23 protein-coding genes are annotated in these 23,489 nt (G+C 52.6%); 17 read left to right on the forward strand and 6 right to left on the reverse strand.

Annotated features, from left to right (window positions below; all coding sequences use genetic code 11):
* Positions 1–31 precede the first annotated feature (31 nt).
* The gene (locus NNO02_RS02270) at positions 32–916 is read right to left on the reverse strand and encodes an Rpn family recombination-promoting nuclease/putative transposase (protein WP_271441018.1); all 885 of its coding nucleotides are present in this window, start codon (positions 914–916) and stop codon (positions 32–34) included.
* A gap of 162 nt (positions 917–1,078) precedes the next feature.
* The gene (gene rhtB, locus NNO02_RS02275; protein ID WP_271441019.1) at positions 1,079–1,699 is read right to left on the reverse strand and encodes a homoserine/homoserine lactone efflux protein; all 621 of its coding nucleotides are present in this window, start codon (positions 1,697–1,699) and stop codon (positions 1,079–1,081) included.
* A gap of 110 nt (positions 1,700–1,809) precedes the next feature.
* Between rhtB and pldB the strand changes: the two genes are divergently transcribed.
* The 3 genes from pldB to NNO02_RS02290 all read left to right on the forward strand — a co-directional run bounded on the left by pldB (position 1,810) and on the right by NNO02_RS02290 (position 4,622).
* Positions 1,810–2,826, forward strand: coding sequence for a lysophospholipase L2 (gene pldB / locus NNO02_RS02280; RefSeq protein ID WP_271441020.1), 1,017 nt, complete (start codon positions 1,810–1,812; stop codon positions 2,824–2,826).
* Positions 2,827–2,841: 15 nt separating this feature from the next.
* A complete protein-coding gene (gene yigL, locus NNO02_RS02285; RefSeq protein ID WP_202037303.1) occupies positions 2,842–3,642 on the forward strand; it encodes a sugar/pyridoxal phosphate phosphatase YigL in 801 nt (266 codons plus the stop codon).
* Between the two features lie 80 nt (positions 3,643–3,722).
* Positions 3,723–4,622, forward strand: a complete 900-nt coding sequence (locus NNO02_RS02290) for a carboxylate/amino acid/amine transporter (RefSeq protein ID WP_271441021.1) — start codon at positions 3,723–3,725, stop codon at positions 4,620–4,622.
* Here the strand turns inward: NNO02_RS02290 and metR are convergent.
* Positions 4,510–5,463, reverse strand: coding sequence for an HTH-type transcriptional regulator MetR (gene metR / locus NNO02_RS02295; RefSeq protein ID WP_271449819.1), 954 nt, complete (start codon positions 5,461–5,463; stop codon positions 4,510–4,512). The genes NNO02_RS02290 and metR overlap by 113 nt on opposite strands.
* A gap of 235 nt (positions 5,464–5,698) precedes the next feature.
* Between metR and metE the strand changes: the two genes are divergently transcribed.
* Positions 5,699–7,960, forward strand: a complete 2,262-nt coding sequence (gene metE, locus NNO02_RS02300) for a 5-methyltetrahydropteroyltriglutamate--homocysteine S-methyltransferase (protein WP_271454126.1) — start codon at positions 5,699–5,701, stop codon at positions 7,958–7,960.
* 77 nt (positions 7,961–8,037) lie between these two features.
* Here the strand turns inward: metE and NNO02_RS02305 are convergent, their stop codons facing one another.
* Positions 8,038–8,844, reverse strand: a complete 807-nt coding sequence (locus NNO02_RS02305) for a dienelactone hydrolase family protein (protein WP_271454127.1) — start codon at positions 8,842–8,844, stop codon at positions 8,038–8,040.
* A gap of 265 nt (positions 8,845–9,109) precedes the next feature.
* Between NNO02_RS02305 and udp the strand changes: the two genes are divergently transcribed.
* From udp to tatD, 9 genes are all read left to right on the forward strand, one after another.
* Positions 9,110–9,871, forward strand: coding sequence for a uridine phosphorylase (gene udp / locus NNO02_RS02310; RefSeq protein ID WP_006686084.1), 762 nt, complete (start codon positions 9,110–9,112; stop codon positions 9,869–9,871).
* A gap of 140 nt (positions 9,872–10,011) precedes the next feature.
* Entirely contained in the window at positions 10,012–11,442 is a 1,431-nt protein-coding gene (rmuC, locus tag NNO02_RS02315; protein ID WP_271454128.1) for a DNA recombination protein RmuC, read from the forward strand.
* A gap of 94 nt (positions 11,443–11,536) precedes the next feature.
* Positions 11,537–12,292 carry a bifunctional demethylmenaquinone methyltransferase/2-methoxy-6-polyprenyl-1,4-benzoquinol methylase UbiE gene (gene ubiE / locus NNO02_RS02320; RefSeq protein WP_202037298.1) on the forward strand — a complete coding sequence of 252 codons (756 nt, stop codon included), beginning with the start codon at positions 11,537–11,539 and terminating at the stop codon, positions 12,290–12,292.
* 14 nt (positions 12,293–12,306) lie between these two features.
* Positions 12,307–12,912, forward strand: coding sequence for a ubiquinone biosynthesis protein UbiJ (gene ubiJ / locus NNO02_RS02325; RefSeq protein ID WP_271454129.1), 606 nt, complete (start codon positions 12,307–12,309; stop codon positions 12,910–12,912).
* Positions 12,909–14,549, forward strand: a complete 1,641-nt coding sequence (gene ubiB / locus NNO02_RS02330) for a ubiquinone biosynthesis regulatory protein kinase UbiB (RefSeq protein ID WP_271441027.1) — start codon at positions 12,909–12,911, stop codon at positions 14,547–14,549. Before ubiJ ends, ubiB begins: the two co-directional genes overlap by 4 nt.
* Before the next feature lie 78 nt (positions 14,550–14,627).
* On the forward strand, positions 14,628–14,882 hold the full coding sequence (tatA, locus tag NNO02_RS02335; RefSeq protein ID WP_003017888.1) for a Sec-independent protein translocase subunit TatA: 255 nt from the start codon (positions 14,628–14,630) through the stop codon (positions 14,880–14,882).
* Positions 14,883–14,885: 3 nt separating this feature from the next.
* The gene (tatB, locus tag NNO02_RS02340; protein WP_271441028.1) at positions 14,886–15,434 is read left to right on the forward strand and encodes a Sec-independent protein translocase protein TatB; all 549 of its coding nucleotides are present in this window, start codon (positions 14,886–14,888) and stop codon (positions 15,432–15,434) included.
* Between the two features lie 2 nt (positions 15,435–15,436).
* Positions 15,437–16,228: a Sec-independent protein translocase subunit TatC gene (gene tatC / locus NNO02_RS02345; RefSeq protein WP_137383148.1), complete on the forward strand. Its 792-nt coding sequence runs from the start codon at positions 15,437–15,439 to the stop codon at positions 16,226–16,228.
* A gap of 41 nt (positions 16,229–16,269) precedes the next feature.
* A complete protein-coding gene (gene tatD / locus NNO02_RS02350; protein WP_137383147.1) occupies positions 16,270–17,052 on the forward strand; it encodes a 3'-5' ssDNA/RNA exonuclease TatD in 783 nt (260 codons plus the stop codon).
* 6 nt (positions 17,053–17,058) lie between these two features.
* On the opposite strand, the gene rfaH is transcribed toward tatD, so the two are convergent.
* On the reverse strand, positions 17,059–17,547 hold the full coding sequence (rfaH, locus tag NNO02_RS02355) for a transcription/translation regulatory transformer protein RfaH (RefSeq protein WP_137383146.1): 489 nt from the start codon (positions 17,545–17,547) through the stop codon (positions 17,059–17,061).
* A gap of 166 nt (positions 17,548–17,713) precedes the next feature.
* Here rfaH and ubiD point away from each other — a divergent pair, with 166 nt between their 5' ends.
* The 4 genes from ubiD (at position 17,714) to NNO02_RS02375 (ending at position 22,103) form a co-directional block, all read left to right on the forward strand.
* Positions 17,714–19,207: a 4-hydroxy-3-polyprenylbenzoate decarboxylase gene (ubiD, locus tag NNO02_RS02360; protein WP_040230095.1), complete on the forward strand. Its 1,494-nt coding sequence runs from the start codon at positions 17,714–17,716 to the stop codon at positions 19,205–19,207.
* A 40-nt stretch (positions 19,208–19,247) separates the two neighbouring features.
* Entirely contained in the window at positions 19,248–19,949 is a 702-nt protein-coding gene (fre, locus tag NNO02_RS02365; RefSeq protein ID WP_271449816.1) for an NAD(P)H-flavin reductase, read from the forward strand.
* A gap of 248 nt (positions 19,950–20,197) precedes the next feature.
* Complete coding sequence (locus tag NNO02_RS02370; protein WP_271454130.1) at positions 20,198–21,106, forward strand: ROK family protein; 909 nt, start codon at positions 20,198–20,200, stop codon at positions 21,104–21,106.
* A 16-nt stretch (positions 21,107–21,122) separates the two neighbouring features.
* Entirely contained in the window at positions 21,123–22,103 is a 981-nt protein-coding gene (locus NNO02_RS02375) for a LacI family DNA-binding transcriptional regulator (RefSeq protein WP_271454131.1), read from the forward strand.
* Positions 22,104–22,316: 213 nt separating this feature from the next.
* On the opposite strand, the gene fadA is transcribed toward NNO02_RS02375, so the two are convergent.
* A complete protein-coding gene (fadA, locus tag NNO02_RS02380) occupies positions 22,317–23,480 on the reverse strand; it encodes an acetyl-CoA C-acyltransferase FadA (RefSeq protein ID WP_271454132.1) in 1,164 nt (387 codons plus the stop codon).
* Positions 23,481–23,489: the final 9 nt, after the last annotated feature.

The following is a 23,489-nucleotide window of genomic DNA, read 5'->3' on the forward strand; positions in this document are numbered from 1 at the left end:
ATCCGCCTGGGGGACCCAGGCGGAATGCGATTTATTGCGCAAGTTTCTGTAACTCGTCCTTCGAAAGGCCGGTCATTTCCATAATTGCGTCGGTATCAAGACCTCGCTTGAGCATTGCTTTTGCTACATCAGTAAGGGCAAGGCGCCTCCCTTCTTCACGGCCTATCTGTTTTAGCTGATCCGCCATTGTCATCAGTTTGTCTCCATGCTGCGGCACACGCTGTGCCAGCTTATACAATAATGTCTGAACATCTTGTGTATTCCCTGCTTGCACCATGTAGTTTACCAGCACGGTTATTTGTTGTCCGCTCATCTTATTCAGCATAAACAGGCGGGTAAGTTTATCCAGCAGCTGCGCCATATCGCGCTGGCGAATATGTTTTTGTACTAATGTCAGCGCCGCCATACTGCGATGCTGCATAATCTCATCATCTGGAATAACCGTCACATCCACCAACGGAAACGGTGTGCTGTAAAGTTGAAGGGCGGTCGCTGAATCCTCAAAGTGATCCAACCAGTTCATTGAGCCTTGCCATGGACTTTGCTTGCCATGGTAAAAGAGCACTGGAATAACCAGCGGTAACGTGTCGTTTCCCGCCTCAAGATGACGTTGCATCGCTGCGATAGCGTAGCGCATCAGGCGAAATGACATGTGCTTGTCCGGTGAGCTTTGATGCTCAATGAGCACATGTACATAGCCATGCCCACTGGTGGTCTCCAGTGAGTAGAGAATATCGCTGAAATAGGGGCGCAGATCGTCCTCCACAAAGCTGCCTGATTCCAGACGGAGCGTTTCCAGCTTGCAGATTTTGATTAACGAGGGAGGAAGATGAAGTTCGATAAAGTCCCGCGCGGTTTCCACGCGGGAGAGGAAGGTCTTAAAGACTGCGTCATGTGGTGTTGTTGCTTCCGCCATCGTGCATCATCCGTGAGAAGTGAATATGGCGGCATTCTGGCATTAGCAATCAACGTCTAACAGTACAAAATTAAAGGCTTTTCTACCTTTGCGGCGAAGTACGAGAACTCATGTCCAAACGCTCTTACTGTTAGCATTTCATTGCGAGCGTCGTTCCATTTGCTAGGCATGTCTTGCTGACGCCAGCAGGGCACCTATCAGCATAAACAGTGAACCAAACACTTTGTTCAGCGCCTTCATTTGCTTTGGCCCCTTAATCCAGCCTGCAATGCGGGTGGCCAGCGTCGCGTAACCGATCATCACAATGATATCGACAACAATGGTGGTGATACCAAGCACCACATACTGCATGACCTGAGGTTCTTGCGGCATGATGAACTGTGGGAACAGGGCGGCAAGAAAAACAATGCTTTTAGGGTTGGTCAGGTTAACGAAAACCGCCCTTTTGAACAGGCGGCTGCGTGTTTGCGTGTTCGCCATGGTGTTCAGATCGATAGCGCCCGCTGCCCGCCATTGCTGAATACCCAACCAAATCAAATAGGCCGCTCCCGCCCACTTCAGTACTTCAAACGCGATGACTGAACGTGAGAACAGTGTCCCCAGCCCAACACCAACCAGTACGATATGAATGCCAAGCCCGGTCTGCAAACCGGCAATAGAGGCGCTGGCACCACGATAGCCGTGACTGATGGCGGTGGTCATGGTGTTGATTGCGCCAGAGCCCGGAGACAAGCTCAAAATAATAGAGGTCAGCAGGTAGGCGAACCACCATTCAAAGGTCATGAGAAACTCCCGGATTGTCTATTTTTATGCCACAATACGCTACTGCCGTTGCGTTGTATCAGGCGCGGCGAAAAAAACGATTTTACTTGGTCAGCGAGGCTGGATACCCGATGTTTCAGCAGCAAAAAGACTGGGAAACAAGAGAAAACGCGTTTGCCGCTTTTTCCATGGGTCCACTGACAGATTTCTGGCAGCAACGGGAGGAAGCGGAGTTTACGGGTGTAGATGATGTTCCCGTACATTTTGTTCGCTTTCGTGCCGAAAAAAACGATCGCGTCATCGTTGTCTGTCCCGGGCGCATTGAAAGCTATGTGAAATACGCTGAGCTGGCGTATGACCTGTTTCATTCTGGTTTTGACGTACTCATTATCGATCACCGTGGTCAGGGGCGTTCCGGGCGGATGTTATCGGACCCGCATCGTGGTCATGTCGATAACTTTAATGACTACGTCGATGATTTAGCCGCCTTCTGGCAGCAGGAAGTACAACCTGGCCCGTGGCGAAAACGCTATATACTGGCGCATTCCATGGGCGGCGCTATTGCCACCTTGTTCCTGCAGCGCCATCCCAATCAATGTGATGCCATTGCGCTTTGTGCGCCCATGTTTGGTATCGTGATGCGTTTTCCCGACTGGATGGTGCGCCACATTCTTGACTGGGCCGAAGGGCATCCACGCATCCGTGAAGGCTATGCGATGGGGACCGGCCGCTGGCGGGCGCTGCCATTCGGTATGAATGCGCTCACCCATAGTCGACAGCGCTATCGGCGTAACCTACGCTTCTACGCAGATGATCCACGGTTACGTGTGGGTGGCCCTACCTATCACTGGGTGCGTGAAGGTATTCAGGCGGGCGAACAGGTTCTGGCCGGAGCGGGTGATGACGCAACGCCAGCGCTGCTTATTCAGGCCGAAGAAGAGCGTGTGGTGGATAACCGCATGCACGATCGTTTTTGTGAACTCCGCGCTGCAGCAGGCCATCCGGTAGAAGGAGGTCAGCCGCTTGTCATAAAAGGCGCGTACCATGAGATCCTTTTCGAAAAGGACGCAATGCGCTCAGTCGCGCTTAACGCCATTGTTGATTTTTTCAACAGGCATAACTCATCCAGCGGAACTCGCTTTTCCTAGAGGTTTAATTTTCTTATGTATCAGGTTGTTGCGTCTGATTTAGACGGTACGCTGCTTTCTCCCGACCATACTTTGTCCCCTTATGCCAAAGAGACGCTGAAACTTCTGACGGCTCGCGGTGTTCACTTCGTGTTTGCCACTGGTCGTCATCATGTTGATGTGGGGCAAATTCGCGATAACCTCGGCATTAAAACCTACATGATCACGTCCAACGGTGCCCGCGTACACGATCCTGACGGAAATCTGGTGTTTTCCCACAACCTGGATCGCGACATTGCCAGCGATCTGTTTGGCGTTGTGAACGCCAACCCGGATATCGTGACGAATGTTTACCGCGATGATGAGTGGTTCATGAACCGCCACCGCCCGGAAGAAATGCGTTTCTTTAAAGAGGCGGTATTCAATTATTCACTGTTTGAACCTGCGCTGCTGGAGCCGGAAGGCGTCAGCAAAGTGTTTTTCACCACCGATTCTCACGAAAGGTTGCTGCCGCTGGAACAGGCGATTAACGCCCGCTGGGGCGATCGCGTGAACGTCAGTTTCTCCACACTGACGTGCCTGGAAGTGATGGCAGGTGGCGTGTCGAAAGGCCATGCGCTGGAAGCTGTGGCGAAAGCGATGGGCTATAGCCTGAAGGACTGTATCGCCTTCGGCGACGGTATGAACGACGCGGAGATGCTCTCCATGGCAGGCAAAGGCTGTATCATGGGCAACGCGCATCAACGCCTGAAGGATCTGCATCCGGAACTGGACGTGATTGGCCTCAATGCCGATGATGCCGTGCCGCATTATCTGCGAGAGCTTTTTCTGCAGTAACGTTGTTGGTCGTTAGTTGACCAGTTGTCAACCGTGTTCTTCGCTACAATGGGTGTACCTTTTGTTAAGAGACATCCATTGTGGCGTTACTCATCATTACCACAATTCTGTGGGCCTTTTCCTTCAGCCTGTTTGGCGAGTACCTTGCCGGTCATGTCGATAGCTATTTTGCGGTGCTGGTGCGCGTTGGGCTGGCGGCTCTGGTGTTTTTACCGTTTTTGCGTACCCGTGGGCACAGCGTAAAAACAATCGCGCTGTATATGCTGGTGGGAGCCATGCAGCTTGGCATTATGTATATGCTGAGTTTTCACGCCTATCTGTATCTGACGGTTTCAGAATTGCTGCTCTTTACCGTTCTGACGCCGTTGTACATTACGCTAATTTATGACCTGATGAGCGGGCGCCGTTTACGTTGGAGCTATGCGTTCAGCGCACTACTGGCGGTAATTGGCGCAGGGATTATCCGTTACGATCAGGTGACCAGCCACTTCTGGACCGGCCTGCTGCTGGTACAGCTTTCTAACATTAGCTTTGCCATCGGTATGGTGGGTTACAAACGCCTGATGGAAACGCGCCCGATGCCACAACACAACGCCTTTGCCTGGTTTTACATGGGCGCCTTTATGGTGGCGGTCGTGGCCTGGTTCATGCTGGGCAATGCTCAGAAAATGCCTGCAACCCCGCTACAGTGGGGAATTCTGGTGTTTCTTGGCGTGGCGGCGTCCGGCATTGGTTACTTTATGTGGAACTACGGCGCGACCCAGGTGGATGCCGGTACGTTGGGCATTATGAACAATATGCATGTGCCGGCGGGGCTGCTGGTCAATCTGGCTATCTGGCACCAACAACCGCACTGGCCAAGCTTTATCATTGGCGCGGCTGTGATAGTGGCTTCACTGTGGGTACATCGTAAGTGGGTCGTTCCGCACTCCGCACAAACGGCAGGTGGTCACAGGCGTGATTCCGCGCTGAACGAATAAACGCTTCTGTTACCGGCTGGCGCTGTTCTCCGTCGCGCACGGCGGCGTACAGTCGGCTCCACAACCCATCGCCCAGGGTTTTGGTTACGACCAGACCCTGGCGTTCAAAACTCTCTACTACCCAGTGCGGCAAAGCCGCGATACCCATTTTTGCGGCAACCATCTGAATCAGCAGCAGTGTGTTATCCACACTCTTCAGCGACGGACTGATGCCTGCGGGCTGCAGGAAATGCCGCCAGACATCCAACCGACTACGCTGCACCGGATAAATAAGCAGAGTTTCGCTGGCCAAATCTTCCGGCGTGATTTGCGTTTTGCTGGCCAGCGGATGGTCGGGGGCCAGGATCAGGCGTACTTCAAAATCGAACATCGGTGAGTAGTGCAATCCGCTGCGCGGCAGAATGTCGGATGTCATCACCAGATCCAGCTCATCCTGCTGTAGCGCCGGTTGCGGATCGAAGGTCACACCGGATTTAAAATCCATCTCCACCTGCGGCCAGTTGGCACGAAAATTCTCCAACGCGGGCGTCAGCCACTGAATGCAACTGTGGCATTCGATAGCGATACGTAATCGGGTTTGCTGCGGTTCGTTGCATGCCTGCAGCGCGCGACCTATTTGCGGCAATACCTGGTTTGCCAACTGGAGCAGAATTTCACCCTGTGGCGTAAAACGCAAAGGCTGGCTCTTGCGGACAAAAAGCCGAAAGCCAAGGCGCTGCTCCAGATCGCTGAACTGGTGGGAAAGGGCGGATTGCGTCTGATGCAACGTGGCCGCTGCTGCTGCCAGAGAGCCACTGTTCCGCAACGCCTGGAGCGTTTTCAGGTGTTTAATCTCGATCATGAAAGTCCTTCACTTCGGCATGAACAAATTGCGCTTGAGGAATATACAGTAACTGGCAAATATGGATGTGTAAACATCTGGACGGCTAAAATCCTTCGTCTTTTAAATTTATGGTGCGTTGGCTGCGTTTCTCCACCCCGGTCTCTTACTTCAGTAAGCTCCCGGGGATGAACAAACTTGCCGCCTTCCCTAAATTCAAAATCCATAGGATTTACATATAATTAGAGGAAGAAAAATGACAATATTGAATCACACCCTCGGTTTTCCTCGCGTTGGCCTGCGTCGCGAGTTGAAAAAAGCGCAAGAAAGTTACTGGGCGGGTAATTCTTCCCGTGAAGATTTGCTGACCGTTGGCCGCGAGCTGCGTGCCCGCCACTGGGATCAGCAGAAACAGGCGGGTATAGACCTGCTGCCGGTGGGTGATTTTGCCTGGTACGATCACGTGCTGACCACCAGCCTGCTGCTCGGCAACGTTCCGGCTCGCCATCAAAATAAAGATGGCTCCGTCGATATCGATACCTTATTCCGTATTGGCCGTGGCCGTGCACCGACGGGTGAACCGGCGGCGGCGGCAGAAATGACCAAATGGTTTAATACCAACTATCACTACATGGTGCCGGAGTTCACCAAAGGTCAGCAGTTCAAACTGACCTGGACCCAACTGCTGGATGACGTGGACGAAGCGCTGGCGCTCGGTCACAAGGTAAAACCCGTACTGCTTGGCCCGGTAACTTACCTCTGGCTGGGGAAAGTGAAGGGCGAACAGTTTGACCGCCTGAGCCTGCTCAACGACATTCTGCCGGTTTACCAGCAGGTGCTGGCTGAGCTGGCGAAACGCGGTATTGAGTGGGTGCAGATTGATGAACCTGCTCTGGTACTGGAACTGCCGCAAGTGTGGCTGAATGCCTTTAAACCGGCTTATGACGCCCTGCAGGGCCAGGTGAAGTTGCTGCTGACCACCTACTTCGAAGGCGTAACGCCAAACCTGGAGACCATTACCGCGCTGCCGGTGCAGGGTCTGCATGTTGACCTGGTCCATGGCAAAGATGATGTCGCCGAGCTGCACAAACGCCTGCCTGCCGACTGGCTGCTGTCAGCGGGTCTGGTAAATGGTCGTAATGTCTGGCGCGCCGATCTCAGCGAAAAATACGCGCAAATTAAAGATATCGTCGGGAAACGCTCGCTGTGGGTGGCTTCTTCATGCTCTCTGCTGCACAGCCCAATTGACCTGAGTGTTGAAACCCGTCTGGATGCCGAAGTGAAGAGTTGGTTTGCCTTCGCGCTGCAAAAATGCGGAGAGCTGGCGCTACTGCGTGATGCGCTGAACAGCGGTGATACCGCGGCGCTGGTTGAATGGAGCGCACCGATTCAGGCGCGTCGCCACTCCACCCGTGTACACAACGCCGCAGTGGAAAAACGTCTGGCGGCGATCACCGCCCAGGACAGCCAACGCGCCAACGCTTACCCGGTTCGCGCCGAGGCGCAACGTGCCCGCTTTAATCTGCCAGCATGGCCGACCACCACTATCGGCTCATTCCCGCAAACCACGGAGATTCGCGGTCTGCGCCTGGACTTCAAAAAGGGCAACCTGGATGCAGGCAACTACCGTACGGGGATCGCAGAACATATCAAACAGGCGATTGTTGAGCAGGAACGTCTGGGCCTCGACGTACTGGTACACGGTGAAGCTGAACGTAACGACATGGTCGAATACTTTGGCGAACATCTGGACGGCTTCGTCTTTACCCAGAATGGCTGGGTGCAGAGCTACGGCTCACGCTGTGTGAAACCACCGGTTGTTATTGGCGATGTCAGCCGTCCGGAAGCGATTACCGTTGAGTGGGCTAAATACGCGCAGTCGCTGACTGACAAACCGGTTAAAGGCATGCTGACCGGACCGGTGACCATTCTTTGCTGGTCGTTCCCGCGTGAAGATGTGACCCGTGAAACGATCGCGAAACAGATTGCGTTGGCGTTGCGTGATGAAGTGGCAGATCTGGAAGCGGCGGGTATCGGTATTATCCAGATTGATGAACCTGCACTGCGTGAAGGCCTGCCGCTGCGTCGCAGTGACTGGGCGGCATATCTGGAATGGGGCGTTGAAGCCTTCCGCATCAACGCAGCGGTGGCGAGGGATGAAACTCAGATCCACACCCATATGTGTTACTGCGAGTTTAACGACATCATGGATTCCATTGCTGCGCTGGATGCGGACGTGATCACCATTGAAACCTCGCGTTCCGACATGGAGTTACTGGAGTCGTTTGAAGAGTTTGATTACCCGAACGAAATCGGGCCGGGCGTCTATGATATTCACTCACCCAACGTCCCGAGCGTGGAGTGGATTGAGGCCCTGCTGAAGAAAGCGGAACAGCGTATTCCGGCTGAGCGTCTGTGGGTGAACCCGGACTGTGGCCTGAAAACGCGCGGTTGGCCGGAAACTCGGGCAGCGCTGGCTAACATGGTCAAAGCTGCGCAGAATCTGCGTCAGGCTTAACGCAACGTAGGCCCGGTCAGCGAAGCCGCTCCGGGCAATAGGTCGGGTAGCGGCTTTGCCTTACCCGACCGACTCGATTATCTCTTCTCACCGTATTGCGCAAACCACTCCAGCATTCTCTGCCAGCCATCCTTCGCGGACTCTTCGTGATAGCTCGGGCGATAATCGGCATTAAACGCATGGCCAGCATCGGGATAGACGACGATTTCCGCTTTAGCATTGGCGGCACGCAGTGCCTGACGCATGGTTTCCACGCTGTCCTGTGGAATACTGGTATCCTGGCCGCCATACAGTCCCAACACGGGAGCGTTCAGATCGGTGGCAATATCGACAGGGTGTTTGGGGGAGTTCAGCGTTTTATCGCCAACCAATTTGCCATACCACGCCACCGCCGCTTTTAGCTGTGGATTGTGTGCGGCATACAGCCAGGTAATACGCCCACCCCAGCAAAAACCCGTCATCATTAATTGATGCACATCGCCGCCGTTGCGGGAGGCCCAACTGGCAACATGGTCCAGATCCGCCAGGACCTGTGAGTCGGGAACTTTCGCCACCAGGCCGCTTAGAAGCGTCGGGATATCGGCAAAGTCACTGGGATCGCCCTCGCGAAAATAGAGTTCGGGTGCGATAGCCAGATAACCTTCCAGCGCCAGTCGACGGCAAACATCACGAATGTGCTCATGAAGACCAAAAATTTCCTGCACGACAATGACGACGGGCAGCGGGCCATCGGTCTGTTGCGGTCGTGCGTGATACGCAGGCATATCATCGCCTTGTGATGGAATTGATGTCACTCCGGCGATAATCGCGTGATCCGGGGTATGAACCGTCGTGGACGCCGGTGGGGATACAGCAGGTGCAAAACCAGATTGTCGTGTTGTCATGGTATTCTCCGTACCCTTAAATATTATGCAAAATAGCGCATTGTTAACTATAGACACATGCAACGAACCACATTGCCTCAAACGGTCTATCTTTTGTGCAAGGCTTCCTTACATTGCGCCATTAATGTGATGATCATCACTATTTCACGGTAAATCAATGCAATTGATTTGCGTCATAGTGATGACTGTCACGAAAAGATGTTTATGCCTTCGGTAAAGTGTGTTTTTGCTTCTTCTGACAAAACCGATTCACAGAGGAGTTTTTATGTCTAAGTCTGATGTTTTTCATCTCGGCCTCACTAAGAACGATTTACAAGGGGCCCAGCTCGCTATCGTCCCTGGCGACCCGGAGCGTGTGGAAAAGATCGCCGCGCTGATGGATAAGCCGGTCAAGCTGGCATCTCATCGCGAGTTCACTACCTGGCGTGCTGAACTGGATGGTAAAGCCGTGATCGTTTGCTCTACCGGTATCGGCGGCCCGTCCACCTCCATCGCCGTAGAAGAACTGGCGCAACTGGGCATCCGTACCTTCCTGCGTATCGGTACGACTGGCGCTATTCAGCCGCATATCAATGTGGGTGATGTACTGGTGACTACCGCATCTGTCCGTCTGGACGGTGCGAGCCTGCACTTTGCACCAATGGAATTCCCGGCTGTTGCAGACTTCGAGTGCACCACCGCGCTGGTGGAAGCGGCGAAATCTATCGGTGCGACTACTCACGTAGGCGTTACCGCGTCTTCAGACACCTTCTACCCGGGCCAGGAGCGTTATGACACCTTCTCTGGCCGCGTAGTGAGCCGTTTCAAAGGCTCTATGGAAGAGTGGCAGTCGATGGGCGTCATGAACTATGAAATGGAATCTGCGACGCTGCTGACCATGTGCGCAAGCCAGGGTCTGCGTGCAGGTATGGTTGCTGGCGTTATCGTCAACCGTACTCAGCAAGAGATCCCGAATGCAGAAACGATGAAGCAAACGGAAAGCCACGCGGTGAAAATCGTGGTAGAAGCCGCGCGCCGTTTACTGTAATTCTCCCTTCTTTGCTAAAAGGCTGACGTGTTCGGCCTTTTTATTTTGCGTAGTACCTCGCAGGAAATTCCTTTTAAACTGGACGTTTATACAGCACAATTCTATTTTGTGCGGGTAAGTCGTTGCTGTAAGGGGGCGTTGTGGATATTTCAATTATGATGAGTGCCGTGCTGGCATTAGCCGCAGGGCTGCTGGTGGGCTGGCTGGCGACAAAAGCGCGCGCCGATCAGATCCGCGCAGACCTCATCGAAGAACGACGAGAACTGGATATTGCCCTCAGTGCAGCCCGGCAACAGCTCTCGCAGGAAGCCCACTGGCGTGACGAATGCGAGCTGCTGAATAACGAACTCCGTAGCCTGCAGAGTATCAATACCTCACTGGAGGCCGATCTCCGGGAAGTCACCACCCGTCTGGAAGCAACGCAGCAGCATGCGGAAGATAAAATTCGCCAGATGATCAACAGCGAACAGCGCCTGAGCGAACAGTTCGAGAATCTGGCTAACCGCATTTTCGAACACAGTAACCGTCGCGTCGATGAGCAAAATCGCCAAAGCCTTAACAGTCTGCTGACACCATTACGCGAACAGCTGGACGGTTTTCGCCGCCAGGTTCAGGATAGCTTTGGTAAAGAGGCGCAAGAGCGCCACACCCTGGCACACGAAATTCGTAATCTCCAGCAACTGAACGCGCAGATGGCGCAGGAAGCCGTTAACCTGACACGGGCATTGAAAGGTGATAACAAAACACAGGGCAACTGGGGAGAGGTGGTACTCACGCGGGTACTGGAGGCGTCCGGTCTGCGGGAAGGCTATGAATATGAAACACAGGTCAGCATAGAAAATGACGCACGATCGCGGATGCAACCGGATGTTATTGTCCGATTGCCGCAGGGCAAAGACGTGGTGATCGATGCGAAAATGACGCTGGTGGCCTATGAACGCTACTTTAATGCAGAAGATGAATACACCCGGGAGGGTGCGCTGCAGGAGCATATCGCCTCTGTGCGAAATCATATTCGTCTGCTGGGTCGTAAAGATTATCAACAGCTTCCAGGGCTGCGTACGCTGGACTATGTGCTGATGTTTATCCCCGTCGAACCTGCTTTCCTGCTGGCGCTGGACAGACAGCCCGAACTGATTACCGAAGCGCTTAAAAATAACATTATGCTGGTCAGCCCCACGACGTTGTTGGTGGCATTACGTACTATCGCTAACCTGTGGCGCTATGAGCATCAAAGCCGCAACGCGCAACAAATTGCGGATCGGGCGAGTAAACTTTATGACAAGATGCGCCTGTTTGTGGATGATATGTCAGCAATCGGCCAAAGCCTGGATAAAGCCCAGGATAACTACCGACAGGCAATGAAGAAGCTCTCTTCGGGGCGTGGAAATGTCTTATCACAGGCGGAAGCCTTCCGCGGCTTAGGCGTGGAAATTAAGCGTGAGATTAATCCTGAGTTGGCTGAACATGCCACGAGTCAGGATGAAGAGTACCGTTTGCGCTCGGTCTCCGGGGCGCAACAAGAAGAGACATACGCCGATAATGCGGCGGTAAATCAGCAATCGAGCTAGCCCATTTGGGGTAGTTGAACCCGGCAGAAGGGTAGGGCAAATTGGCCCAATCTGTTACACTTCTCGAACATTTTTTGGATGAGCAGGCACTGAGATGGTGGATAATTCACAAGAAACGACGCACTTTGGCTTTCAGACCGTCGCTAAAGAGCAGAAAGCTGACATGGTGGCCCACGTTTTTCATTCTGTGGCGTCTAAATATGACGTTATGAATGACTTAATGTCATTTGGCATTCATCGTTTGTGGAAGCGCTTCACCATTGACTGTAGTGGCGTGCGTCGTGGACAAACCGTTCTGGATTTAGCGGGCGGCACGGGCGATCTGACGGCGAAATTTTCTCGCATGGTTGGTGAAACCGGTAAGGTTATTCTGGCAGATATCAATGACTCAATGCTCAAAATGGGTCGCGAAAAGCTACGCAATATTGGCGTGATTGGTAACGTTGAATATGTCCAGGCAAATGCTGAGGCACTGCCATTCCCTGACAATACCTTTGATTGCATCACCATTTCTTTCGGCCTGCGTAACGTTACAGATAAAGAGAAAGCGCTACGCTCGATGTATCGTGTGTTGAAACCTGGTGGGCGCTTACTGGTGCTGGAATTCTCCAAACCGATCATCGAACCGCTGAGCAAAGCGTATGATGCGTACTCTTTCCATATCTTGCCACGTATTGGTTCGATGGTTGCGAGCGACGCAGATAGCTACCGCTATTTGGCTGAGTCTATCCGTATGCATCCCGATCAGGACACGTTAAAAGCAATGATGCAAGATGCCGGGTTCGAAAGTGTTGATTACTACAACCTGACGGCAGGTGTCGTTGCGCTGCATCGTGGTTACAAGTTCTGACAGGAGGACCGGGGATGCCTTTAAAACCCTTAGTGACCGCTGGCGCTGAAAATCTGCTCAACACCTTTCTGTATCGTTCACCTGCGCTAAAATCAGCCCGAACGCGTTTGCAGAGCAAGGTACTGCGTGTTGATCTCAAAGGATTTTCTACGCCGTTAGTCCTGGTGTTCAGTGAGCGCCAGGTCGATGTGCTGGGGGCATGGGAAGGCGAAGCAGATTGCACCGTGATCACTCATGCCAGCGTGTTACCAAAATTACGCGACCGGCAGCAGCTCACCACGCTTATTCGTAGCGGCGAACTGGAAGTGCAGGGCGATATTCAGGTGGTGCAGAACTTTGTGGCTCTGGCTGACCTGGCGGAATTTGACCCTGCAGAGCTATTAGCACCTTATACCGGTGATATTGTCGCGGAAGGTGTTAGCAAAGTCCTGCGCGGTGGCGCGAAGTTCCTGCGTCGTGGCATTCAACGTCAGCAACGTTATGTTGCCGAAGCGATCACTGAAGAGTGGCGTATGGCCCCTGGCCCGCTTGAAGTTGCATGGTTTGCGGAAGAAACGGCAGCGGTTGAGCACGCGGTTGAATCTCTGGCCAGACGGCTGGAAAAACTGGAGGCCAAATGACGCCAGGAGAAGTACGGCGCCTTTATTTCATCATTCGCACTTTTTTAAGCTACGGTCTTGATGAACTCATCCCCAAAATGCGTATTACGCTGCCGCTCCGTTTGTGGCGTTACACATTGTTTTGGATGCCAAACCGACATAAAGATAAGCCGCTGGGTGAAAGGCTGAGACTGGCTTTGCAGGAATTGGGGCCGGTGTGGATCAAATTTGGTCAAATGCTCTCCACCCGTCGTGATCTGTTTCCGCCGCATATCGCTGATCAGCTCGCTCTGTTGCAGGATCGGGTTGCTCCATTCGATGGACAACGAGCAAAAGAACAGATTGAAGAAGCAATGGGTGGGCTACCTGTTGAAGAGTGGTTTGATGATTTTGAGATCACACCACTGGCATCTGCGTCTATTGCTCAGGTGCATACCGCACGACTGAAGTCGAATGGCAAAGAGGTGGTGATCAAGGTTATTCGTCCGGATATCCTGCCGGTAATCAAAGCCGATTTAAAACTGATCTATCGTCTTGCTCGCTGGGTCCCTCGCCTGTTGCCGGACGGACGTCGTCTGCGGCCAACCGAAGTGGTCCGTGAATATGAAAAAACATTGATCGATGAGCTGAACCTGCTGCGTGAGTCGGCAAACGCCATTCAACTGCGACGCAATTTTGAAGACAGCCCGATGCTGTACATCCCGGAAGTGTATTCCGACTATTGCAGTCAGAACATGATGGTGATGGAGCGTATTTACGGTATCCCTGTTTCGGATGTTGCAACGCTTGAGAAGAACGGTACCAACATGAAACTGTTGGCCGAGCGTGGTGTTCAGGTCTTCTTTACTCAGGTATTCCGCGACAGTTTTTTCCATGCCGATATGCACCCGGGTAACATTTTCGTCAGCTATGAGCACCCTGAAAACCCGAAATACATCGGTATTGATTGCGGGATCGTGGGCTCATTAAATAAAGAAGATAAGCGCTATCTGGCTGAAAACTTTATTGCGTTTTTTAATCGCGATTACCGTAAGGTTGCCGAGCTACATGTCGATTCTGGTTGGGTACCCCCCGATACCAATGTTGAAGAATTTGAATTTGCAATTCGTACCGTGTGTGAGCCGATCTTCGAAAAGCCGCTGGCAGAGATCTCCTTTGGTCACGTGTTGTTGAATCTGTTCAATACAGCACGTCGATTTAATATGGAAGTCCAGCCTCAACTGGTGTTGTTGCAGAAGACGCTGTTGTACGTTGAGGGTGTTGGCCGACAGCTCTATCCTCAGTTGGATTTGTGGAAAACGGCCAAGCCTTTCCTTGAATCCTGGATTAAAGATCAGGTAGGTATTCCGGCGCTTGTCAGGGCATTTAAAGAAAAAGCACCGTTCTGGGTCGAAAAAATGCCAGAAATACCTGAACTTGTGTATGACAGTTTGCGCCAGGGCAAATATTTACAGCACAGTGTTGATAAGATTGCGCGCGAGCTTCATGCGAATCACGTACGTCAGGGACAATCCCGTTATTTATTGGGTATTGGCGCAACGTTGCTGTTAAGTGGGACATTCCTGCTGGTAAGCCGTCCTGAGTGGGGGCTTATGCCTGGCTGGTTAATCGCGGGTGGTGTTCTCGCCTGGCTGATCGGCTGGCGCAAAATGCGCTGATTTTTTCATCGCCCAAGGCAGGTCGTGTAACGTATACTACGGCCTAATTAATTCATCATCTATGACAGAGGAACATGTATGGGTGGTATCAGTATTTGGCAGTTGTTGATCATTGCCGTCATCGTTGTACTGCTATTTGGCACCAAGAAACTCGGCTCCATCGGTTCCGACCTTGGCGCGTCTATTAAAGGCTTCAAGAAAGCGATGGGTGATGATGAACCTAAGCAGGATAAAACCAGCCAGGACGCTGATTTTACCGCTAAATCCATCACCGATAAGCAGGGTGAAGTGAAGAAAGAAGACGCCAAAAGCCAAGATAAAGAGCAGGTATAATCCGTGTTTGATATCGGTTTTAGCGAACTGTTATTGGTGTTCGTTATCGGCCTCATCGTACTGGGGCCACAACGATTGCCCGTAGCGGTAAAAACGGTCGCGGGCTGGGTCCGTGCGCTGCGCTCTCTTGCAACTACCGTGCAGAATGAACTGACCCAGGAGCTTAAGCTTCAGGAGTTTCAGGACAGCCTGAAGAAAGTAGAAAAAGCGAGCCTGACAAATTTGACGCCGGAGCTGAAAGCATCGATGGATGAGCTGCGCGAAGCGGCTGAGTCGATGAAGCGTTCTTACAGCGTGCACGATCCTGAGAAAGCGAGCGATGAAGCGCACACTATCCATAACCCTGTGGTGAAAGGAAGTGAAGCGCAGCACGAGGGGGTTACCCCTGCTACTGCTGAAGGACAGGCCAGTTCGCCGGAGCAAAAACCGGAATCCACGGGTGCTGACGCGCCGGAGTTGAAGGAAACTGCTTCCGTTACGTCGATGGACGCGGAAAAGAAACCTGCTGCACCTGCTGTCGAATCCTCACCCTCGTCGAGTGATAAACCGTAAACATGTCTGTAGAAGATACTCAACCGCTCATCACGCATCTTATTGAGCTGCGTAAGCGACTCCTGAACTGCATTATTGCGGTTATGGTGATCTTTCTGGCGTTGGTTTATTTTGCCAACGACATTTACCATATGGTTGCGGCACCGCTGATTAAGCAGATGCCTCAGGGTGCAACGATGATCGCCACCGATGTGGCTTCACCGTTCTTTACCCCGATAAAGCTAACCTTTATGGTGTCGCTGATCCTGTCGGCACCTGTGATCCTGTACCAGGTATGGGCATTTATCGCGCCTGCTTTGTATAAGCATGAACGCCGCCTTGTCGTGCCGCTGCTGGTCTCAAGTTCGCTGTTGTTCTATATCGGGATGGCATTCGCCTATTTTGTCGTCTTCCCGCTGGCGTTTGGCTTCCTTGCCAACACAGCTCCGCAAGGCGTGCAGGTTTCGACAGACATTGCCAGTTATCTCAGCTTTGTCATGGCACTGTTTATGGCGTTTGGTGTCTCTTTTGAGGTTCCTGTCGCCATTGTATTGCTGTGCTGGATGGGCATTACGACACCTGATGATTTACGTAAGAAACGTCCTTACGTAGTTGTCGGGGCATTTGTCGTGGGGATGTTACTGACTCCACCAGATGTCTTCTCGCAAACGCTGTTGGCTATACCGATGTACTGCCTGTTTGAAGTGGGTGTTTTCTTCTCTCGTTTCTATGTCGGTAAGCGACGTACGCGAGATGAGGACAACGAGGCTGAAGAAGCAAAAGAAGCCGACGCCACCGAGAAAACCGAAGAGTAAATTCAGCCGCCCGTAAGGGCGGTTGTCATATGGGAGGAAGCATGTTTGATATTGGCGTTAATCTAACCAGTTCACAATTTGCGAAAGACAGGGATGAGGTTGTAGCACGCGCTTTTGCTGCCGGTGTAAACGGCATGCTTCTGACCGGAACAAACCTGCATGAAAGCCAGCAGGCGCTAAAGCTGGCACAGCATTATCCACATTGCTGGTCCACTGCAGGCGTCCATCCGCATGACAGTAGCCAATGGCAATCCTCAACAGAGGCGGAAATTATTGCACTGGCGAACCAGTCCGAAGTGGTCGCCATTGGTGAATGCGGCCTGGATTTCAATCGTAATTACTCCACTCCACAGGAACAGGAACGGGCTTTTGAGGCGCAATTGCGTATTGCCGCCGAATTGCAGATGCCTGTTTTCATGCATTGTCGGGATGCCCACGAACGTTTTCTGACGCTGCTGGAACCCTGGCTGGACAGCCTCCCTGGCGCAGTGCTGCACTGTTTCACTGGCTCGCGCCAGGAGATGCAGGACTGCGTGGACAGAGGGCTTTATATCGGGATTACCGGATGGGTCTGCGATGAGCGTCGGGGTATGGAACTACGGGAGCTACTGCCTTTTATCCCGGTGGAAAGGCTGCTGATAGAAACAGATGCTCCCTATTTACTCCCACGCGATCTGGCCGTGAAGCCGACTTCCCGACGCAATGAACCTGCGCACCTACCGCATATTCTTGAGCGTATTGCGCACTGGCGCGGGGAAGATCCTCAGTGGCTATCAACGGCGATTGATGCCAACGTCAGAACGTTATTCGAAGTGACTTTCTGAGTCTGTTTATATCTTTCGAAAGCCGGTGTTTTTCACGCTCTGCTTAACCTCTTTATTCAACAGGTTAAGCAGGAGCATGGAACGCGCTTCGCCGTCGGGTTCGGTGAAAATCGCCTTCAACCCTTCAAATGCCCCTTCAGTGATAATGACACTGTCGCCAGGATGCGGCGTTTCCGGGTCTACAATCCCCTCGGGCTTGTAGATAGAAAGCTGGTGAATAACGGGAGAGGGAACGGTAGCTGGTGTTGCCCCAAAGCGTACAAAATGGCTGACGCCACGCGTCGCATTGATGGTCGTGGTGTGGATCACTTCCGGATCGAATTCGACAAACATGTAATTAGGGAAAAGTGGCTCACTGACTGTGGTACGTTTACCCCGCACCATTTTTTCCAGGGTGATCATTGGCGTCAGACAGTTGACTGCTTGTCTTTCCAGGTGTTCCTGGGCACGCTGAAGTTGCCCGCGTTTGCAGTACAGTAAATACCAGGCTTGCATAATAACTCTTATCCGCTTGTTCTGAGCGCAAGCATAGCAAAAGTCATTATACACTTCATCTTTCAAGCCTCATCGGTGTTGGTTGCCAGAGTTCACGCTAATTTAACAAAAATACAGCATCACAATGATGAACGCCGTATAATGAGGCGCTTACAAAGAGGCCAAAATGGACGCCATGAAATATCACGATTTACGCGACTTCCTGACGCAGCTTGAACAGCAGGGCGAGCTCAAACGCATTACGCTTCCAGTGGATCCTCATCTGGAGATCACTGAAATTGCCGATCGCACCTTGCGTGCTGGTGGGCCTGCACTGTTGTTTGAGAATCCAAAAGGCTATTCAATGCCGGTACTGTGCAATTTGTTTGGCACTCCGAAGCGTGTCGCCATGGGGATGGGGCAAGAAGATGTCTCAGCACTACGGGAAGTTGGTAAGCTGTTGGCGTTTTTGAAAGAGCCGGAGCCGCCGAAAGGATTCCGCGATCTGTTTGATAAGCTGCCGCAGTTCAAGCAGGTGCTTAACATGCCGACCAAACGGCTACGCGGTGCGCCTTGTCAGCAAAAAATTTCTTCAGGCGATGACGTTGATTTAAATCGTATACCGATCATGACCTGCTGGCCGGAAGATGCCGCGCCGCTAATTACATGGGGACTCACCGTCACGCGTGGTCCGCATAAAGAGCGACAGAATCTGGGTATTTATCGCCAACAGTTGATTGGCAAAAATAAGCTCATTATGCGTTGGCTTTCACATCGTGGCGGCGCGCTGGATTATCAGGAGTGGTGCGCTGCACACCCTGGTGAGCGTTTCCCTGTCTCCGTTGCGTTAGGGGCAGACCCAGCGACCATCCTGGGTGCTGTGACCCCTGTGCCTGATACATTATCAGAGTACGCCTTTGCTGGGCTGCTGCGTGGCACTAAGACCGAAGTTGTCAAATGTATCTCCAACGATCTCGAAGTACCCGCCAGCGCTGAAATTGTTCTGGAAGGCTATATCGAGCCGGGTGAACTGGCACCGGAAGGACCGTATGGCGATCATACGGGTTATTACAATGAAGTGGATAGCTTCCCGGTTTTCACTGTCACACACATTACCCAGCGTGAAGATGCGATTTATCACTCCACCTACACCGGACGTCCCCCAGATGAACCAGCGGTGCTCGGTGTGGCGCTGAATGAGGTCTTTGTCCCTATTCTGCAAAAGCAGTTCCCGGAAATCGTCGACTTTTATCTGCCACCGGAAGGCTGTTCTTATCGACTGGCCGTGGTGACGATGAAAAAACAGTACGCAGGCCATGCCAAACGCGTCATGATGGGCGTTTGGTCATTTTTGCGTCAGTTTATGTACACCAAATTTGTTATTGTCTGCGATGATGATGTCAACGCACGTGACTGGAACGATGTGATTTGGGCAATTACTACCCGTATGGACCCGGCCCGGGATACGGTACTGGTAGAGAATACGCCGATTGATTACCTGGACTTTGCCTCGCCGGTTTCCGGCCTTGGTTCAAAAATGGGGCTGGATGCCACAAATAAATGGCCGGGTGAAACCCAACGAGAGTGGGGACGCCCGATTAAAAAAGATCCTGAAGTGACTGCGCGTATTGACGCAATTTGGGATGAATTAGCCATCTTTAATGACGGCAAAAGCGCCTGAGGCGCGATCGTTTTGCCTATTGATCCGACAGAGAGAGCGCATGACAACCTTAAGCTGTAAAGTGACCTCGGTAGAAGCTATCACTGACACCGTATATCGCGTACGTTTAGTGCCGGACGCGGCGTTTTCCTTTCGTGCTGGTCAGTATTTAATGGTCGTGATGGACGAACGTGATAAACGCCCGTTCTCCATGGCATCTACGCCGGATGAGCACGGGTTCATTGAGCTGCACGTGGGTGCTTCTGAGCTAAATCTTTATGCCATGGCTGTTATGGACCGAATTCTGAAAGATCGGGAAATTAAGGTCGATATCCCGCACGGTGAAGCCTGGCTGCGTGATGATGAGAATCGTCCGCTGATCCTGATTGCTGGCGGCACAGGGTTTTCATACGTACGTTCGATTTTGCTGACAGCACTGACGCGCAATCCAAACCGGGATATCACTATTTACTGGGGCGGACGAGAAGAGAAACATCTCTACGATCTCTCTGAACTGGAGGCACTGTCAGTTAATCATCCGAACCTGCGTGTTGAGCCGGTAGTGGAACAGCCTGAAACGGGCTGGCGTGGTCGTACGGGAACCGTATTAACGGCGGTGTTACAGGATTACGGCACTCTGGCGGAACATGATATTTATATCGCCGGGCGTTTCGAGATGGCTAAAATCGCGCGCGACCTGTTCTGCAATGAACGTCAGGCACGTGAAGATCGTCTGTTTGGCGACGCGTTCGCGTTTATTTAAGCGATATGCGCCGGAACCCCGCCGGCGCATTGATAAATTCCCCACCTTCCACATAACGGTTGCTGGCCCAGCATCTTTGCATATCTCCTGCTTTACAAAACCGTATTATTTTTAGTAAACAAAACTATTTTTCTGTTTATCTGCAGACATCACAGCATTTTGTGACATCTCACTATTTGTTTAGTAAACAAATTGGGCACTCTATGCAGCATCATAACTGCGAGATGCCAATGAGAGGAGAGGTCACCATGAGGCTCGGACTGGATATAGGCGGGACTAAAATTGAAGCGGTGGTAATTGATAAAACGGGTGAGATTATTTACCGCGAACGATGCGCTACACCCAGGCAAAGCTACGGCGATTTTTTCCAGGCCGTGACGGATATGATTGCTAAGGCTATGCAGACCGTTAACCAACCTTTGTCGGTCGGTATCGGAGTTCCTGGAGCAGTAGACAGCAAGGGATTAATTAAAAATTCCAACATTCTGGTGCTAAATCAGCAGGCTTTTACCCGTGACCTTGAACACGCATTAGGGATGCCTGTGCCCGTCACTAACGATGCTAACTGTTTTACACTGTCAGAGGCTATGGACGGCAGTGGACGCGGACACAGTGTGGTATTTGGCGTAATTCTCGGTACTGGCTGCGGAGGCGGATTGTGTATTGATAACCGTTTGATCTCCGGTCCTAATGCCTGTGCAGGGGAGTGGGGGCATAATGCATTGCCACGTTACCATGAGTCCCGGGATGGTGAGGTGGTTACCTGTTATTGCGGACAACAGAACTGTATTGAAAGTTTTATCTCTGGCAGTGGTCTGGAACGCCAGTACATGAATCACACTCATCAACATGTCAGCGTACCTCACATCATGCAGCAGGTAGAATTGGGTGATGCAGACGCTTGCCTGTTATGGGAGCGTTACTGTGATCAACTGGCGCGCGCGTTGGCAGGCATTGTGAATACACTCGACCCTGATGTCATTGTGCTGGGAGGGGGGGTCTCTAATATCACATTACTGTATTCGGGTTTGCAGGCACGCGTGGCACAGTACGTGTTCGGTAAACAGTGCCATACACCGATTATTCAGGCCCGACACGGTGACAGCAGCGGTGTGCGTGGTGCAGCATGGCTGGGGGCACAACGGGCCACCGTGTAGAGTTAATGAGAGAGAAATGACGAAACCTGTACGAATCAGAGATATCGCCGAAGCCTGCGGCGTCTCAGTTGGGGCTGTATCCCGCGCACTAAAAGGTCAACCCGGATTGCGTGAAGATACCCGATTGCGCATTATTTCTGTGGCGCAACAGCAAGGTTATGATTTTTCCCGCCTGCACAGTGACAAGCTTAAGCGAGTCCTGTTTTTGTTGCATCGACAACACAATATTAGCCGGGCATTGCCGTTTTACTCGCAGCTGTTACTGGGTATTGATGATGCATGCCGTGATCAGGGTATTGCGCTGAGCTTTCTCTCTATCGGTCCGGGCGATGCGGTAAGTGAGCAGGTGATGCTGCACCAGCCGGATGCGCTGATCTGCGCCGGATTTTTTGAGCCAGAGCTGCTTGGACTGCTGCAACAAATGAAATTGCCGCTGGTGCTGGTGGATCTGTGGGCTCCGGGTTTGCCATGCGTCAATCCGGACAATATCCAGGGCGGCTATCTGGCGACAAAACATTTGATCGAACAGGGGCGTAGCCGTATCGCTTTTCTTGCCAGTACTCTCTCACACTTCAGTATTCGTCAGCGTGAAAAGGGTTATCGCCTGGCACTGTATGAAGCCCGTCTGCTGATGCCTCCAGAGTACGAAGCCATCGCACCGCCGCTGCTGGATACCGAGCAATCGTTGGTCGAGGCGGTTAATGAACTGCTCAGACTGCCGGAACCGCCCGATGCCATTTTTGCTTATAACGATGCGGCGGCGATGGTTGTTCAACGGGTTTGCGCGCAGCAGGGGATTCGTATTCCGGAAGATCTTGCGCTGGTAGGATTTGATGATATTGATGCTGCGGCCTGGTCACATCCGCCGCTGACTACAATCGCGGTTGATAAGCAGCAACTGGGGCGCGAAGCACTGCGTTTACTGCTGGAAGGCAAGCCGGAAGAGAATCTGTTGCTGCCGGTGCAGTTGGTGGTACGTGGTAGTTCAGGGAAATAAAAAACCCGCCCCTGACAGGCGGGAAGAACGGCAACTAAACTTTCTCTCTTCGCCATTGGCACCATAACTGTGTTGGCTGCGCTCATTCACCCGAATCACTTACTACACGTAAGCTCATCGGGATTCATTCACTTGCCGCCTTGTTCTGGTACCAATGGCTTTGAGATAACATTTCGTAGGCCGGGCAAGCGAAGCGCCCCCGGCATGCTTTGATTACACTCGCTCAAATACTGTCGCGATACCCTGACCTAACCCGATACACATCGTCGCCAGACCAAACTGCACGTCTTTGCGTTCCATCAGGTTGAGCAGGGTGGTACTGATACGCGCACCAGAGCATCCCAGTGGGTGACCCAGTGCGATCGCCCCGCCATTGAGGTTGATCTTCTCGTCGATCTGCTCCATCAGCCCCAGATCTTTAATGCACGGCAGGATCTGGGCGGCAAAGGCTTCGTTCATCTCAAACAAGCCGATGTCGCTGGTGGAGAGTCCCGCTTTTTTCAGCGCCAGCTTTGAGGCAGGAACCGGACCATAACCCATGATTGAGGGGTCACAGCCGACTACGGCCATCGAGCGGATACGCGCACGCGGCGTCAGACCCAGTTCACGAGCACGGCTCTCACTCATTACCAGCATCGCGGCAGCACCATCGGAGAGCGCGGAAGAGGTACCCGCGGTGACGGTACCGCTGACCGGATCGAATGCCGGGCGAAGGGTGGACAGCGCGTCGACAGTGGTTTCCGGACGGATAACCTCATCATAGTTAAACTGTTTCAACACGCCATCGGCATCGTGACCGCCAGTCGGGATGATCTCGTTTTTAAAGGCACCGGACTGAGTAGCAGCCCAGGCACGAGCATGTGAGCGTGCGGCGAAGGCATCCTGCATTTCACGGCTGATACCGTGCATACGAGAGAGCATTTCTGCCGTCAGCCCCATCATTCCCGCGGCTTTCGCTACGTTACGGCTCATACCCGGGTGGAAATCAACGCCATGGCTCATTGGCACATGGCCCATATGTTCCACGCCGCCCACCAGGCACGCCTGTGCATCGCCAGTCATAATCATGCGTGCCGCATCGTGCAGGGCCTGCATCGACGAACCACACAGACGGTTGACCGTAACCGCAGGAACGGAGTGTGGGACTTCTGCCAGCAGTGCGGCGTTACGGGCGATATTGAAACCCTGCTCCAGCGTCTGCTGCACACAACCCCAGTAAATATCATCGAGCGCGGTGGGTTCCAGCGCGGGATTACGCGCCAGCAGACTACGCATCAAGTGTGCGGAGAGATCTTCTGCCCGCACGTTGCGAAACGCGCCCCCTTTCGAACGGCCCATCGGGGTACGGATCGCATCAACAATTACAACCTGTTCCATTGTGACTCC

The organism is Citrobacter sp. Awk 2 (assembly GCF_028069815.1).
In the GTDB taxonomy this organism is placed as follows: Bacteria; Pseudomonadota; Gammaproteobacteria; order Enterobacterales; family Enterobacteriaceae; genus Citrobacter.

Bases quoted from the DNA above. Each gene is read 5' to 3' on its own strand.
- tatC (WP_137383148.1), top strand. From the start codon at position 15,437: ATGTCTGTAGAAGATACTCAACCGCTCATCACGCATCTTATTGAGCTG.
- ubiJ (WP_271454129.1), top strand. From the start codon at position 12,307: ATGCCTTTAAAACCCTTAGTGACCGCTGGCGCTGAAAATCTGCTCAAC.
- metE (WP_271454126.1), top strand. From the start codon at position 5,699: ATGACAATATTGAATCACACCCTCGGTTTTCCTCGCGTTGGCCTGCGT.
- NNO02_RS02305 (WP_271454127.1), bottom strand. From the start codon at position 8,844: ATGACAACACGACAATCTGGTTTTGCACCTGCTGTATCCCCACCGGCG.
- rfaH (WP_137383146.1), bottom strand. From the start codon at position 17,547: ATGCAAGCCTGGTATTTACTGTACTGCAAACGCGGGCAACTTCAGCGT.
- tatD (WP_137383147.1), top strand. From the start codon at position 16,270: ATGTTTGATATTGGCGTTAATCTAACCAGTTCACAATTTGCGAAAGAC.
- ubiD (WP_040230095.1), top strand. From the start codon at position 17,714: ATGGACGCCATGAAATATCACGATTTACGCGACTTCCTGACGCAGCTT.
- udp (WP_006686084.1), top strand. From the start codon at position 9,110: ATGTCTAAGTCTGATGTTTTTCATCTCGGCCTCACTAAGAACGATTTA.
- fadA (WP_271454132.1), bottom strand. From the start codon at position 23,480: ATGGAACAGGTTGTAATTGTTGATGCGATCCGTACCCCGATGGGCCGT.
- tatA (WP_003017888.1), top strand. From the start codon at position 14,628: ATGGGTGGTATCAGTATTTGGCAGTTGTTGATCATTGCCGTCATCGTT.
- NNO02_RS02370 (WP_271454130.1), top strand. From the start codon at position 20,198: ATGAGGCTCGGACTGGATATAGGCGGGACTAAAATTGAAGCGGTGGTA.
- rhtB (WP_271441019.1), bottom strand. From the start codon at position 1,699: ATGACCTTTGAATGGTGGTTCGCCTACCTGCTGACCTCTATTATTTTG.
- yigL (WP_202037303.1), top strand. From the start codon at position 2,842: ATGTATCAGGTTGTTGCGTCTGATTTAGACGGTACGCTGCTTTCTCCC.
- NNO02_RS02270 (WP_271441018.1), bottom strand. From the start codon at position 916: ATGGCGGAAGCAACAACACCACATGACGCAGTCTTTAAGACCTTCCTC.
- ubiE (WP_202037298.1), top strand. From the start codon at position 11,537: ATGGTGGATAATTCACAAGAAACGACGCACTTTGGCTTTCAGACCGTC.
- NNO02_RS02375 (WP_271454131.1), top strand. From the start codon at position 21,123: ATGACGAAACCTGTACGAATCAGAGATATCGCCGAAGCCTGCGGCGTC.
- pldB (WP_271441020.1), top strand. From the start codon at position 1,810: ATGTTTCAGCAGCAAAAAGACTGGGAAACAAGAGAAAACGCGTTTGCC.
- ubiB (WP_271441027.1), top strand. From the start codon at position 12,909: ATGACGCCAGGAGAAGTACGGCGCCTTTATTTCATCATTCGCACTTTT.
- fre (WP_271449816.1), top strand. From the start codon at position 19,248: ATGACAACCTTAAGCTGTAAAGTGACCTCGGTAGAAGCTATCACTGAC.
- metR (WP_271449819.1), bottom strand. From the start codon at position 5,463: ATGATCGAGATTAAACACCTGAAAACGCTCCAGGCGTTGCGGAACAGT.